Raw genomic sequence first — 13,601 nt, 5'->3', positions numbered from 1 at the left:
CTAACGCATGTGCCGACAATGTCTAAGTGCGTGATCAGGCCGCTGTGCGGTGGCTGAGTTCGCGGCAGATGCGCCAGAGTTTTTCGGGGGTGGCGGGCATGTCGACGTGGGTGCCGCCCAGCGCATCGACGATGGCGTTCATGATCGACGGCATGGCGCCGATCGTGCCTGCCTCGCCGCAGCCCTTGGCGCCGAGCGGGTTGTTCGGGTTCGGCACGGGCTGCGAGGTGAAGGCGATGGCGCGCGGCATGTCGTCGGCGCGCGGGATGCCGTAGTCCATGAAGCTGCCGGTGAGGAGCTGGGCGCTTTCGTCGTAGACGACGTCTTCGAGAAGCGCCTGCCCGAGCCCCTGCGCGATGCCGCCATGCACCTGGCCTTCGACGAGCAGCGGGTTCACCAGCGTGCCGAAATCATCGACGATGCTGTAGCGCGCGACGCGCACGCGGCCGGTTTCGGGATCGATTTCGACCTCGGCGACGTGGCAGCCGTTCGGGAAGGTCGGCGCAGGCTTTTCCTTCGCGTAGCGTGCGCGTGTATCGAGCGCCTGCGGGTGGCGCGCGGCGAGTTCGGCGAGGCTCATCGTCGTGTTCGAGCCGCGTGCCCGCAAAACGCCCGCGTCGAAATCGACATCCTCGCCGAGATCGGCGCGGGCGAGATCGCGCGCCTTCTCGATGATCGTGTCCGCCGCTTCTATGAGCGCGCCGCCGCCCCACACCATCGAGCGCGAACCGCCGGTGCCGCGCCCGACCTCCAGCCGCGCCGTGTCGCCCTGCACGATCCGCACCTGCTCCATCGGCACGCCGAGCCGTTCGGCGAGCACCTGCGCATACGATGTCTCGTGGCCCTGCCCGTTGGACTGGGTGCCGACCGCCGCTTCGATGGTTCCATCGACGAGGAAGCGCACGTCCGCGAATTCATCGAGATCGCCGCCGCCCGCGATCTCGACATAATAAGCCGCGCCGCGTCCATAGCGCAGCCCGCGCGCTTCCGCTGCCGCGCGGCGGGCGGGAAAGCCGGTCCAGTCGGCCTTTTCGAGCGCGGCGTCGAGCAGCGCCGGAAAATTGCCGACATCGAAGGTGAGGCCGAGGCCATTGGGGTGGGGCAGCTCATCAGGGCGGAGAAGATTGCGGCGGCGCAGATCACCCGCATCGCGGCCCGTCTCCCGTGCCGCCGTTTCGATGAGGCGCTCGACCAGATACGTCGCCTCGGGCCGCCCCGCGCCGCGATAGGCATCGACGGGCGCGGTGTTGGTGACGACGCCGTGGACGTGGTTGTGCATCACCGGAATGCGATAGACGCCGCCGATGATGCGCCCGCCCGCCATCGTTTGGATCGCCGGGCCGAACTGCGCCTGATAGGCGCCGAGATCGGACCAGCTTTCCACGGCTAGCGCGAGGAAATTGCCCTCGGCATCGAGCGCCAGCGCGGCCTCCGACAGGACGGCGCGGCCGTGCGAATCGGTCTGGAACGCATCGGAGCGCTCGCCGGTCCACTTCACCGGGCGCTTCAGATGTTCGGCGGCATGGAGGACGAGGCCGTATTCGGGGTAGAGGAACACCTTGAGCCCGAAGCCGCCGCCGACATCGCCGGTGATGACGCGCAGCCGCTCCGGCGCGCACTTCAGGATTTCACGGCTGAGCGTCTTGTGCATGGCGGCGACGCCCTGACTGCCGACGGTGAGCGTGAGACCGCTCTCGTCCGACCATTCGGCGAGCGCTGCGCGGACCTCCATCGAGGTGGGGGCGACGCGGTTCTGCACGATCCGCAGGCGCGTGACGTGGGCAGCAGACGCGATGGCTACGCGCGCGCCGTGTTCATCCCCGACATGCCAGTCGAAAACGCGATTATCCGGGGCGTTTTCCCAGATCGCGGGCGCACCGGGCGCGAGCGCGGCGTCGATTGTCGCGGCGGCGGGCAGCTCCTCGTAATCGACGACGACGGCCTCTGCAGCAGCGCGCGCGGCCGCGCGCGTTTCGGCGACCACGAACGCGACGCCGTCGCCGACGAAGCGCACGATGTCCTTCGTCAGCAGCGCCCGGTGCGTTTCTATGCGGCCGGGGAGGGGTACGAGGCAGGGGATCGGGCCATAGTGCGCGATGTCTTCCGCCGTGTAGATCGCGAGCACGCCGGGCATGGCGCGCGCGTCGGCGGTGTCGATGCCGAGGATGCGCGCATGGCCGTAGGGTGAGCGCACGGTGACGCCGTAGGCGGTGCCCTCGGGCTGGAAATCGTCGGTGTAGCGGCCGCGCCCGGTGAGCAGCCGTTCGTCTTCCACCCTGCGAGGCGATTGGCCGACGCCGAATTTCATGAGCACTCCTCCCGAAGACAGGCGCGAAGGCCGGATCGATAATCAGGATAGCGAAGCCGGATGCCGAGGTCGCGCTTCATCTTGCCGTTCGCGATGCGGCGGCTCTCCGCATAGAAGGCACGCGCCTGCGGCGAGAGCGCGGCCCCGGCGAGCGGCACGAGCGGGGGCAGTGGCGCGCCCGCGAGCGCGCAGGCGAACGCGGTGACGGCGTGGCCGGGCGCGGGTTCGTCGTCCGCGATGTTCCAGACGCCGGGCGGCGCAGCGAACGCGGCGATGACGCCGGCCACGATGTCGTCGACATGGATGCGGCTGAACACCTGCGTGCCCGCGTCGATGCGCTGTGCTTTCCCTTCGCGTACGCGGCCCAGCGCCGATCGGCCGGGGCCGTAGATGCCGGGCAGGCGCAGCACACGTGCGCCGATCTTCTGCCACGAGAGATCGGCAGCGGTGCGCGCGCTGCGGCGGCCATGTCCGACGGGCGCCGTTTCATCCACCCACGCGCCGCCGGTGTCGCCGTAGACGCCGGTGGAGGACAGGTAGCCGCGCCACGCGCCGGAGGCGGCAAGCGCCGCGCCGTGCCGCGCGAGCACCGGGTCGTGATCGGCTTCGGGAGGCACGGAGGACAGGATGTGCGTTGCGGTGGCGATGGCGTCCGCCACGCGCGCGTCATCCGCCGCGAGGATGCCGGGCCGTGCGCTGCGCGCCGTGCCGGTCACGGCCCAGCCTTCGCGTTCCAGCGCCGCGCGCAGGCGCGATCCGGTGTAACCTTGGCCGAGGATCAGGAGGTGCGGCATGGCGCCTTCCTAGCGCGCACGGAAGCCGCTGGCGATTCGCCTTTCCGCTCACTATGTCGGCTCCCATGGAAGCACGAAGCGAAACCCCCACGATCACCCGCCGCGAGGACTATGCGCCGCCCGCGTGGCGCATCCCCGACATCAACCTTGCCTTCGATCTCGATGCGGATCGCACCCGCGTTCGCGCGGTGCTGAAGGTGGAGCGTGCGGGCGACGGTCCGCTCGTGCTCGATGGCGATGACCTCGATCTGAAATCCGTTGCCGTGGACGGGCGAGTGCTCGGCGAAGGCGACTACACGCTGGCGGACGGCAAGCTCGTGATTCCGATCCCGGGCGATGCCGCGACTGTGGAAACGCTTGTGGAAATCGCGCCTGCCGCGAACACCAAGCTGATGGGGCTCTATGCCTCGGGCGGCAATCTCTGCACGCAGTGCGAGGCGGAAGGCTTCCGGCGCATCACCTTCTTCCCGGACCGGCCCGACGTGCTCAGCCGCTATTCGGTGGAATTGAAGGCGGACAAGGCGCGCTATCCGGTGCTGCTTTCGAACGGCAATCCGGTCGCGGCGGGCGATCTTGCCGACGGCCGCCACTTCGCGCGGTGGGACGATCCGTTTCCGAAGCCCTGCTATCTGTTCGCGGTCGTCGCGGGCGATCTTCGCGCGCTTGAAGACAGTTTCGAGACGATGTCCGGCCGTCACGTGAAGCTCGGCATCTGGGTGCGCCCCGCCGACGTGGAGAAGTGCCGCCACGCCATGCAGGCGCTGAAGGACTCGATGCGCTGGGACGAGGTGCACTACGGGCGCGAATATGATCTCGACGTGTTCAACATCGTTGCCGTCGACGACTTCAATTTCGGCGCGATGGAGAACAAGGGCCTCAACGTCTTCAACTCCAAATACATCCTCGCTGACGCCGAAACCGCAACCGACGCGGATTTCGACGCCGTGGCGGCGGTGGTGGCGCACGAGTATTTCCACAACTGGACCGGCAACCGCATCACCTGCCGCGACTGGTTTCAGCTGAGCCTGAAGGAAGGCCTCACCGTCTTCCGCGACCAGAGCTTCAGCGCCGACATGGGTAGCCCCGCGGTGAAGCGCATCGAGGATGTGCGCGCGCTGCGCGCGGCCCAGTTCCAGGAGGACGCCGGGCCGCTCGCGCATCCGGTGCGGCCCGAAAGCTACATCGAGATTTCGAACTTCTACACGGCGACCGTCTACAACAAGGGCGCCGAGGTGATCCGCATGGCGGCGACGCTTCTGGGGCCGGAGAATTACCGGAAAGGCACCGACCTTTACTTCGCGCGCCACGACGGCGAAGCGGCGACGGTCGAGGACTGGGTGAAGGCGCTGGAAGACGGCGGCGGCACCGATTTCGGGCAATTCCGACTGTGGTATTCGCAGGCGGGGACGCCGACCGTGACGGCGGACCTTGCTTATGATGCGGCGGCGAAATCCGCGACGCTGACGCTGGCGCAGGCGGTGCCCGATACACCCGGCCAGTCGAAGAAGGCACCGATGCACATTCCGCTGAAGATTGCGCTGTTCGGGCGGGAGTCGGGGTCACTGCTCGGGCCGGAGCAGCTGTTCCAGCTTCGCTCGGCGAGCGCGACGATGACGTTCGAGAATGTCGGCGAGCCGCCGGTGCTCTCGATCAACCGGGGTTTTTCGGCGCCGGTGACGGTCGAGACGAAGCGCAGCGCTGCTGATTTCGCGTTCCTTTCCGCGCACGACGACGATCCGTTCGCGCGCTACGAGGCGATGCAGCAGCTGATGATGGATCGGCTGGTCGACGCCGTGAAGACCGGCGGCACCGACGCCGCGCCGCTTGTCGAGGCGGTCGGCCGGACGATCAAGAACCAGGCGCTCGACCATGCCTTCATCGGCGAATCGATCCTGCTGCCAACCGAAACGATGGTCGCCGAGCGGCTCGGCGCGAACGTCGACCCGGACGCCGTGCACACCGCGCGCGAGGGACTGCGCCGTGCGCTTCTGGAAGGCGTTGGTCGCGAGACGTGGGCAGCGCTGCACGCCGGCCTTTCGGACGGCGTCTACGACCTGTCGGCCGACGGCAAGGGGCGGCGGCGCCTGAAGAATGTCGCACTCGGCTATTTGTTCGCGGATGCGGATGATGGCGCGGTCGCGGCGGCGGAAGCGCAATACCAGGCGGCGACGAACATGACCGACCGCATCGCTGCGCTCGGCCTGCTCGTCGATACGGATGCCCCGGCGCGTGAGCGCGTGCTGCAGGACTTCTACGATCGCTTCAAGGGCGATGCGCTGGTGCTCGACAAGTGGTTCACGGCGCAGGCGTTGGCGACGGGGGACGGCGCACTTGAAAAGGCGATTGCGCTATCCGCGCATCCGGACTTCACGATCCGCAACCCGAACCGTTTCCGGTCGCTCGTCGGCGCGCTTGCGATGAACCAGTTCGTGTTCCACCGGAAGGACGGTGCCGGTTACCGCTTCGTGGCCAACAAGCTGCTGGAGGTGGACGCGATCAATCCGCAGACGGCGGCGCGCTTCATCGCGCCGTTCGGGCGCTGGCGGCGCATGGAAGACGCGCGCGCGGCGATGATGCGTGCCGAGCTCGAACGCATCGTCGCGGCGCCGGGCGTCTCGCGCGATACGTTCGAGATGGCGTCGAAGAGCCTCGCTTAAGAAGCGGGCTTCACGAACTTCAGCGTCATGCGGTCGGATTCGCCGATCGCGGAATATTTGGCGCGGGTCTCGTCGCCCTCGCGGAAATTGGGCGGCAGTGTCCACACGCCCTTCGGCCAGTCGGCGCTGTCCTTCGGGTTGGCATTCACATCGGATTCGCCGGCGAGTTTGAAGCCCGCCGCCTCGGCGAGCGCGACGATCGTCGAGCGCTTCATGTAGCCGGAGGACTTCATCGCCTCGTCGGGGCGATCTTCGGGTAAGCGGTGTTCGACGACGCCGAGCACGCCGCCGGGCTTCAGAGCCTTGTAGAAGGCCTTGAAAGCGTCGCCCGCGAAATCGCCCATGTACCAGTTGTGGACGTTGCGGAAGGTCAGCACCATGTCGGCGCTGCCCGCGGGTGCGAGGCCGTCGTAGTGGCCCTTGCCGAACTTCGTGACGTCTACGACCTTGTAGATCGGGTCCGACGCCAGCTTCGCCTGATATCCCGCCAGCGATTTCGCAGCATATTCGCTAGCCTCGGGGATGCCATGCGCGGCGTAGAGCTTGCCATGACCTGAAAGGATCGGGGCCAGAACCTCCGTGTACCAGCCGCCGCCTGGTGCAACCTCGACCACCGTCATGCCGGGCGTGAGACCGAAGAACGCGAGCGTTTCGGCCGGGTGGCGATATTCGTCGCGCGCGCGGTTCGCTTCGCTGCGGTGCGCTGCGGCGAGCGCTGCGGCATAATCGGGCGCGGCAGGGGCGGCGTTGTGGCTGTGATCATGTTGCGCAGCGGCGGGAACAGCGGCCGCGGATACAAGCGCGGCGGCGAGAATAGTGCGGATCATGGAAAGTCTCCCTCGTTGGCCCACATGGGCCTGTTCTATACGCAGGCGACACACTATCTGCCCCGCATGACATTCGAGATCACGCTGAAGATGATGCTGGTCGCGCTCGCGTTCGGCCTCACCAGCCTCTGGCAAGTGCGGCGCAAACGCAAGCCCGGAGAGCTACCCTGGGTGCCCTGGCACGCTGTGATGTTTCTGGCGCTGCTCGCGCTCGTCGCAGGCGCGGCGCACCTGCCTGCCGTTTGGCCGGCTTAAAAGCTCAGTCTTCGAGCGGGCGGCAGGCGGCGATCTTCAGCTTGGCGACGATCAGCATCGTGCCGTCGGACTGAAGGAAGGGGAGGAAGGGCCGCGCGTCGTTGAGGCATTCGAGCACGCGCTCGTCCGGCCCCACGAACATGTGGCCGGCAAGGCTGGTGCCGTCTTCCAGAACGAGCTCCACCGCCGCCTTGCGCTTGGTGCGCAGGCGCGATTTCACCAGCGGCGGCGTTACGGGGATGAGAGCTTCCACGGTCACAGGCAGGCCTCCAGCAGGGCCTGGTCGAAGCCGAAGGCCTTGGCTTTTTCGAACGTGTGCGGGCGCAGGCCCATCGAACGGTATTCACCGATGATGCGGCCGTCTTCGGCCTCGTCGAGATACTCGAACTTGAACAGTTCCTGCGTCACGATCACCGGGCCTTCCATGCCGACGACCTCGGTGATGTTCGTCACGCGGCGCGAACCGTCGCGCAGGCGCTTCACCTGCACGATCATATCGACCGAATCGGCGATCTGGCGGCTGATGGCTTCCTTCGGGATCTTGATGTCGCCCATCATCACCATGTTCTCCATACGCGCGAGGCATTCGCGCGGGGAGTTGGAGTGGAGCGTCGCCATCGATCCGTCGTGGCCGGTGTTCATGGCGGCGAGCAGGTCGAAACACTCCTGCCCGCGAATTTCGCCGAGGATGATGCGATCCGGGCGCATACGCAGCGCGTTGATGACAAGATCGCGAATGGTGACCGCGCCCTTGCCTTCAAGGTTCGCGGGGCGGGTTTCCAGCGTCAGAACGTGCGGCTGCTGGAGCTGAAGCTCGGCCGCGTCCTCGATGGTGATGACGCGCTCGCCAGGGTCGATCATCTTCGACATGGCGTTCAGCATCGTCGTCTTGCCCGAACCCGTACCGCCCGAGATGACGACGTTGAAGCGGCAGGCACCGGCGATTTTCAGTGTCGTCGCCATCTTCTCCGACATCGAATCGCCCTTTTGCATCATGTCGATGGTGATGGGCTTGGCGGAGAATTTACGAATCGAGATGGCCGTGCCGCGAAGCGAGAGCGGCGGTACGATCACGTTGACGCGGCTGCCATCGGGCAGGCGGGCGTCGGCGAGCGGCGTGGTCTGGTCGATGCGGCGGCCGACACGGTTCACGATGCGCTGCGCGATCTGGAACAAGTGCTCTTCGTCGCGGAACACGATGCTCGCGAGCTCGAGCTTGCCCTTGCGTTCGATGAAGGTCTGGTTGGGGCCGTTCACCATGATGTCCGAGACGGCCGGATCGGCGAGCAGCACTTCGAGCGGCCCGAGGCCGAGCAGCTCGTCGACGAGAACCTTTTCAAGCGCGATCTGCTCGCGGCGGTTGAGCGTCAGTTTCAGCTCGGCGAGCACCTCGCCGATGATCGGCCGGAATTCCTCGCTGAGCTCGTCCTTGGAAAGCGTCGCGGCGGCTTCCGGGTCCACGCGTTCGAGCAGGCGCGGAAGCACCTGTTCCTTGATCTTGTGGATCGAGGCTTCGAAGCCTTCCTGCTGCGAATTTACCGAGCCGGCAGCGCCGCGCTCGCGCGCGCTGAGGCGCTGCATGGCATCCTGAACACGATCGCCGGTCAGTTCGAGCGCGGGCTCGGCGCGTTCCGGTGCGTCTTCAACTTCGGGAAGCGGCTCCACGGCCGGGGTGCTGCGCGATCCGCGCATGGGCGCCGCGTTGCCGAAGCCCCGGCGCGGCGCGCTTAGTGCTGCCCCAATTCCAGCTTTTTTGCCGAATGCACTCATCATGGTCCCCTCGGCCGAAACCGTCGACCGCTGAGGGAAACTAGCGCGGCAAGCTTAGCAAACTCCTAACTATACCGACTTTTTCGGAACGAAAGGCGCAGTGAATTCCGCCGTAACCCGCATCGGACGGCGGCTTTCGCGGTCGAGCAGCGCCCATGTGGTGAGCGCGCGCACGCGCACCTTGCCGTCTGGGCCGAGGACTTCCACGAAGCGGTCGTAGCGCGCGCCCTTGGGCGCGTCACCGACCCATGTCCGCAGTGTCAGCGTCTCGCCGAGGTGGCTCGGCGCGCGGTAATCGATCTCGTGGCGGACGACCACCCACACGACGTTTTGGGAGAGATCGGCGGGCGCGACGGAATACCAGTGCGCGACCGCGATATCCTGAATCCAGCGCACGTAGACGGCGTTGTTCACGTGGCCGAGCTCGTCGATGTCCTCGGCGACGGGGGCCTTCTGCTGCGTGAAGACGGGAACCTGGGCCTCCTCGCTCATTGGCCGATCTGACTGATCAGGAACGCATATTCCTCAGCATCTTCCTCCAGCGAGACATAGCGCCCCGATTTGCCGCCATGGCCCGCACCCATGTTGGTCTTGAGGAGCAGGACATTGTCGTCGGTCTTGGCCGCGCGCAGCCTTGCCGCCCACTTCGCCGGCTCCCAATAGGTGACGCGGGGATCGTTGAGCCCGCCGGTGATGAGGAGGGCCGGATAGGCCTGCGCCTTCACATTGTCGTAGGGGCTGTAGCCGCGGATGAGATCGAACGCGGCCTTGTCCGCGATGGGGTTGCCCCATTCGGGCCATTCGCCGGGGGTGAGCGGCAGCGTGTCGTCGAGCATCGTGTTCAGCACATCGACGAACGGCACGTGCGCGGCGACTGCGCCGTAAAGCTCCGGCGCCTGGTTGACGATCGCGCCCATCAGCTCGCCGCCCGCCGAACCGCCGGAAGCGGTGACGCGGCCGGGGGAGGCAAAGCCCTGATCGATCAGGAAGCGCGTGACGTCGACGAAATCGTTGAACGTGTTGGCGCGCTTCTGCAGCTTGCCGTCCAGATACCACTGGTAGCCGAGATCGTCGCCGCCGCGGATATGCGCGATGGCGTAGGCGAAGCCGCGATCGAGCAGCGACAGGCGATTCGCCGAGAACCCGGGCGGGAAGGCAAAGCCATAGGCGCCATAGGCATAGACGTGGAGCGGCCCGCGCCCGTCCTTCACGAAATCCCGGCGGTAGACGACGGAAACGGGAACCAGCGTGCCGTCGCGCGCGGGCGCCATCAGCCGTTCGGTCGCGTATTGCGAGGGGTCGTAACCGCTCGGAATTTCGCGCACCTTCAGGGTTTCGAGGCGGTCGCCTTCGAGGTGGTAGTCGTACACGGTGTTGGGCGTGACCATCGACTGGTAGTCGATGCGCAGCCGGTCGACGCGGTATTCCGGGTTGGTGGACAGGTTCGCGACGAAGCTGGCTTCCGGGAAGGCGATGTAGCGCTCGCTGCCATCTTCATAGCTGTGCAGCCGGATCTGCGAGAGGCCGTCGACACGTTCCTCGATGGTGAGGAGGTTTTCGAAGCTGGTGAGCGACTGGAGATAGTGCCGGTCGCTCCCCGCGACCAGTTCGCTCCACGCGTCCGGCGCGGAAACGGGCGCGGTGACAATGCGGAAATTGGGGTGCGTGTCGTTGACGCGGATGTAGAGCGTGCCTTCGCGCTCATCGACGTCGTATTGCCGGTCGGTCCTGCGCGGCGACACCAGCATTGGCTCCGCTCCGAAATCGTCCGTGGGGAGCAGGCGCACCTCGCTCGTCGCGTGGTCGCCGGTCTGGAGCACGGCATATTGGCGCGATTGCGTGCGACCGATCTGGACGCCGAATTCCTCGGCCTCCTCGGTGTAGACGGCGCGGTCGGCGGACTGCGCGTCGCCGAGCCGGTGGTGCCAGATCACCTTGGAGCGCCAGTTCTCGTCGGCATCCGTGTAGAGGAAGCTCTGCGAATCGGCGGCCCAGACGAGGCCGTAGCGCCAGTTCTCGATCACGTCGGGAAGCTCCGCGCCGGTTTCGAGGTCGCGGACGCGCAACACATAGCGTTCTGAGCCGTTCGTATCGACCGCATAGGCGAGCAGGCGGCCGTTCGGGCTGACGGCAAGGCCGCCGAGCCGGAAATAGGCGTGGCCTTCGGCGAGTTTCGGCTCGGCGAGGATGACACTGTCCTCACCGCTCGTAATGGGCCTGCGATACCATGTCCGGTACTCGGCGCCCGCATCGAAGGCGTACCAGTAGAGGAAATCCCCGTCGCGCTGCGGGACGCTCGCATCGTCGTCCTTCACGCGGCCCTTCATCTCGGTGAAGATCGTTTCGATGAGCCCCTTCTGCGGGGCCATCACCGCCTCGAAATAGGCATTCTCGGCATTGAGGTAGGCGAGGACGTCGGTATCCGTCACCTCCGGATAGCCGGGATCGCGAAGCCACGCGTACGGGTCTTCGATCGTGACGCCGTGGTGCGTGAAACTGTGCGGCCTCAGGGCTGCAACGGGCGGCTTCGGAAACTCGGTCATGGCACTCCGGTCGATCTTGGCGAAGATCCGGTGTGTTTGCGCGAGCGGCGCTGCCGCGGTCAACCGTTCAGGAGGCCTGCGCGATCTGGTCGTCCTCCAGGCCCGGCACGCCGGGGTTCGACGGTGTCACGAGGCCGGCGTGCATATCGATGTGCTCGGGGCGGCCGATCAGGAAGCCCTGCACCTGATCGCAGCCTTCGCGGCGCAGGAATTCAAGCTGGGCTTCGGTCTCGACGCCCTCTGCGGTGATCGGCACGCCGAGGCTGTGGCCAAGGCTGACGATGGCGCGCACGATCTTTTCGGCCTGCGGCGAGCGACTGATCTCGTCGACGAAGCTGCGGTCGATCTTGATGCGGTCGAACGGAAAGGCGTTCAGCGTGGAAAGCGATGAATAGCCGGTGCCGAAGTCGTCCATCGCGATGCGGACACCGAGCGCCTTCAGGCGGCGCAGGTTCGAAAGCGCGCGCGCCTGATCGAGGAACAGGGCCGATTCGGTGATCTCGATTTCAAGCCTTGATGGCGACAGTCCGCTGTTGACGAGGGTCTCGTGGACCCGGCTGACGAGCGAATTGTCCTGCAGGTGCAGCGCCGAGAGGTTCACGGCGACGCGGAAGGGGCGTTCCCACTTCGCGGCCTCGAAGCAGGCCTGCTTCAGCACCCAGTTGCCGAGCGCGATGATGAGGCCGTTTTCCTCGGCGACGAGGATGAAATCGTCGGGCTGAAGGAGCCCACGCACCGGATGCTGCCAGCGCACCAGCGCCTCGAAGCCGACGATGCGGCCATCCGCCATCGCCGCAAGCGGCTGGTAGCTGAGCCGAAGCTCGCCCGCGTCGATGCCCTTCTTGAGGTCGCGCGCGAGGCGGCGGCGGTCGCGGATCGCCTCGTCCATGTCGCGGCTGAAGAAGCAGGCGGCGTTGCGCCCACCGCGCTTTGCCCGGTAGAGCGCCATGTCGGCGAAGGCGACGAGATCGGACGCGTTGCCCGCGTCCGCCGGATAGAGGCTGATGCCGACGCTGCCGGAAATCTCGACCTTGTGCTCCTCGTAAGGCACGGGTTCGAGCAGCTTTTCAAGCAGGCTGTGCGCGCACTGCGCGGCTTCGGTCGGCTGCGTGCCGCCGTAGAGCGCGATGACGAACTCGTCGCCGCCGATGCGGCCCAGCAGGCTCGATCCCTTGGCCATGCCGCGAAGGCGATTGGCGACCTCTGTGATCACGAGATCGCCGGCACGGTGGCCGTGGACGTCGTTGATGTGCTTGAAGAGATCGAGATCCATGAACAGCAGCGCGACCGGTTCGCCCTCCTGCGCGGCACGTTCAAGCAGCGCGTCGAGGCGCGCCATGAAGGCGTTGCGGTTGAGAAGGCGCGTGGCGCTGTCGTGCTGCGCGAGGTAGCGGATTTCCTCCTCCGCCTTGCGCTGCGCGCGGAGGTCTCGGATCGCATAGACCGCCTCGGCCTTGTCGTCGGAAAGGCTGCGTGTGCGGACCTCGACCGGGATCGCTTCGCCATGATCGAATGGGCTGAGGAGCGCGTCGTCGTTGCCGCTCTGGCTGTAGCCGCGTTCCAGCAGATTCTTGTCGACCGCGCGCCCGACGACATCGTCATGGTCGGCGCGGACGAGGTTGAGGAAGCTGGTGTTCGCATCGACGATCTTGCCGTGCGCGGTGATCACGATGCCCTCGAACGCACCGTTCGCAAGACGCCGCAGGCGCTCGACCGCACGCTCGGCGCCCTTGGCGTCGACAAGCGCGGCGCCGAGGCCGGTGGCGATGACGATCAGCGTCACGGCGGCAATCGCGCCCGCGATGGCGAATTCCGAAATGATGAGACCACCCGCGCCACCCCGGCCCGGAACGATGGTGAGCGCGGCCATCGCGATGAAATGGAAGGCCGCGACAGCAAGGCCGAGGACGATGCCGCCGATGGCTTGTCGCGGCACGGTGCGGGCCGGACCGGTAATCGTAAAGCCCGCGCTCGCGAGCAGCGCGCAGGCGATGAAAGCGACGGCCACGAGATCGCGATCGACATGGAACATGCCGTCGACGCGGAAGTCCTTGAGGCTGGAGAAGTGCATCACCGTGACCGCGAAGGTCAGGATGACGCCGCCGAAGGCCGGGCGCACCCAGCCGTCGAGGTTCGCGGCGGCATAGAAGGCCGCGATCGCCATCGGCAGCACGAGGATCAGCGACGTGAGCAGCCCGACCGGACCATGCCCGGTCGGCACGCCCGGATTGTAGGCCAGCATGGCGAGGAAATGCATCGCCCATGTGCCGAAACCGGCGGAGATGCCCGCGAGCAGCAGCCAGGTGGGCCGCGCCTCGCCGCGCGCCACGAATCCGCGCGAGAAAAGCCGCACGGCGGTGAGCATCGACATCACGCAGATGATGACGGCGAGTGCCGTGAAATTCGGGTCGAACTGGCCGCCCAGCGCCAGTATGCGGTCCATCATT

General features: G+C 66.6%; 10 protein-coding genes. 2 read left to right on the top strand and 8 right to left on the bottom strand.

The window, feature by feature from the left end:
* Nucleotides 1–34 precede the first annotated feature (34 nt).
* Both AAC014_RS00540 and AAC014_RS00535 read right to left on the bottom strand, forming a co-directional pair.
* Nucleotides 35–2,308, bottom strand: coding sequence for a xanthine dehydrogenase family protein molybdopterin-binding subunit (locus AAC014_RS00540; protein ID WP_339702815.1), 2,274 nt, complete (start codon nt 2,306–2,308; stop codon nt 35–37).
* Nucleotides 2,305–3,102 (bottom strand): SDR family NAD(P)-dependent oxidoreductase, encoded by a 798-nt coding sequence (locus AAC014_RS00535; RefSeq protein WP_339702812.1) that lies wholly within the window; start codon nt 3,100–3,102, stop codon nt 2,305–2,307. Before AAC014_RS00535 ends, AAC014_RS00540 begins: the two co-directional genes overlap by 4 nt.
* 65 nt (nt 3,103–3,167) lie before the next feature.
* Between AAC014_RS00535 and pepN the strand changes: the two genes are divergently transcribed.
* Nucleotides 3,168–5,759 (top strand): aminopeptidase N, encoded by a 2,592-nt coding sequence (pepN, locus tag AAC014_RS00530; protein WP_339702809.1) that lies wholly within the window; start codon nt 3,168–3,170, stop codon nt 5,757–5,759.
* Here pepN and AAC014_RS00525 read toward each other — a convergent pair.
* Nucleotides 5,756–6,586, bottom strand: coding sequence for a methyltransferase (locus AAC014_RS00525; protein WP_339702806.1), 831 nt, complete (start codon nt 6,584–6,586; stop codon nt 5,756–5,758). The genes pepN and AAC014_RS00525 overlap by 4 nt on opposite strands.
* A gap of 15 nt (nt 6,587–6,601) precedes the next feature.
* Here AAC014_RS00525 and AAC014_RS00520 point away from each other — a divergent pair, with 15 nt between their 5' ends.
* Nucleotides 6,602–6,841: a hypothetical protein gene (locus tag AAC014_RS00520; RefSeq protein WP_160119057.1), complete on the top strand. Its 240-nt coding sequence runs from the start codon at nt 6,602–6,604 to the stop codon at nt 6,839–6,841.
* 4 nt (nt 6,842–6,845) lie between these two features.
* On the opposite strand, the gene AAC014_RS00515 is transcribed toward AAC014_RS00520, so the two are convergent.
* The 5 genes from AAC014_RS00515 to AAC014_RS00495 form a co-directional block, all read right to left on the bottom strand.
* On the bottom strand, nt 6,846–7,100 hold the full coding sequence (locus AAC014_RS00515) for a hypothetical protein (protein ID WP_126494480.1): 255 nt from the start codon (nt 7,098–7,100) through the stop codon (nt 6,846–6,848).
* Nucleotides 7,097–8,611, bottom strand: a complete 1,515-nt coding sequence (locus AAC014_RS00510) for a CpaF family protein (protein ID WP_339702801.1) — start codon at nt 8,609–8,611, stop codon at nt 7,097–7,099. The genes AAC014_RS00515 and AAC014_RS00510 overlap by 4 nt, the downstream gene beginning before the upstream one ends.
* Nucleotides 8,612–8,680: 69 nt before the next feature.
* Nucleotides 8,681–9,103 (bottom strand): acyl-CoA thioesterase, encoded by a 423-nt coding sequence (locus AAC014_RS00505; RefSeq protein ID WP_339702798.1) that lies wholly within the window; start codon nt 9,101–9,103, stop codon nt 8,681–8,683.
* Entirely contained in the window at nt 9,100–11,154 is a 2,055-nt protein-coding gene (locus AAC014_RS00500) for a S9 family peptidase (RefSeq protein ID WP_339702795.1), read from the bottom strand. Before AAC014_RS00500 ends, AAC014_RS00505 begins: the two co-directional genes overlap by 4 nt.
* 67 nt (nt 11,155–11,221) lie before the next feature.
* A complete protein-coding gene (locus AAC014_RS00495; RefSeq protein ID WP_339702792.1) occupies nt 11,222–13,600 on the bottom strand; it encodes an EAL domain-containing protein in 2,379 nt (792 codons plus the stop codon).
* Between the last annotated feature and the right edge of the window lies 1 nt (nt 13,601).

It is taken from the genome of uncultured Sphingosinicella sp., from assembly GCF_963974575.1.
Taxonomy (GTDB): domain Bacteria; phylum Pseudomonadota; class Alphaproteobacteria; order Sphingomonadales; family Sphingomonadaceae; genus Sphingosinicella.
The sequence above is the reverse complement of the archived record's forward strand: the minus strand, read 5'-3'. Positions and strand labels throughout refer to the sequence as shown.

Excerpts from the sequence above, each read along its gene's own strand:
- AAC014_RS00525 (WP_339702806.1), bottom strand. The coding sequence starts at position 6,586 with ATGATCCGCACTATTCTCGCCGCCGCGCTTGTATCCGCGGCCGCTGTT.
- AAC014_RS00500 (WP_339702795.1), bottom strand. The coding sequence starts at position 11,154 with ATGACCGAGTTTCCGAAGCCGCCCGTTGCAGCCCTGAGGCCGCACAGT.
- AAC014_RS00535 (WP_339702812.1), bottom strand. The coding sequence starts at position 3,102 with ATGCCGCACCTCCTGATCCTCGGCCAAGGTTACACCGGATCGCGCCTG.
- pepN (WP_339702809.1), top strand. The coding sequence starts at position 3,168 with ATGGAAGCACGAAGCGAAACCCCCACGATCACCCGCCGCGAGGACTAT.
- AAC014_RS00540 (WP_339702815.1), bottom strand. The coding sequence starts at position 2,308 with ATGAAATTCGGCGTCGGCCAATCGCCTCGCAGGGTGGAAGACGAACGG.
- AAC014_RS00495 (WP_339702792.1), bottom strand. The coding sequence starts at position 13,600 with ATGATGGACCGCATACTGGCGCTGGGCGGCCAGTTCGACCCGAATTTC.
- AAC014_RS00505 (WP_339702798.1), bottom strand. The coding sequence starts at position 9,103 with ATGAGCGAGGAGGCCCAGGTTCCCGTCTTCACGCAGCAGAAGGCCCCC.
- AAC014_RS00510 (WP_339702801.1), bottom strand. The coding sequence starts at position 8,611 with ATGAGTGCATTCGGCAAAAAAGCTGGAATTGGGGCAGCACTAAGCGCG.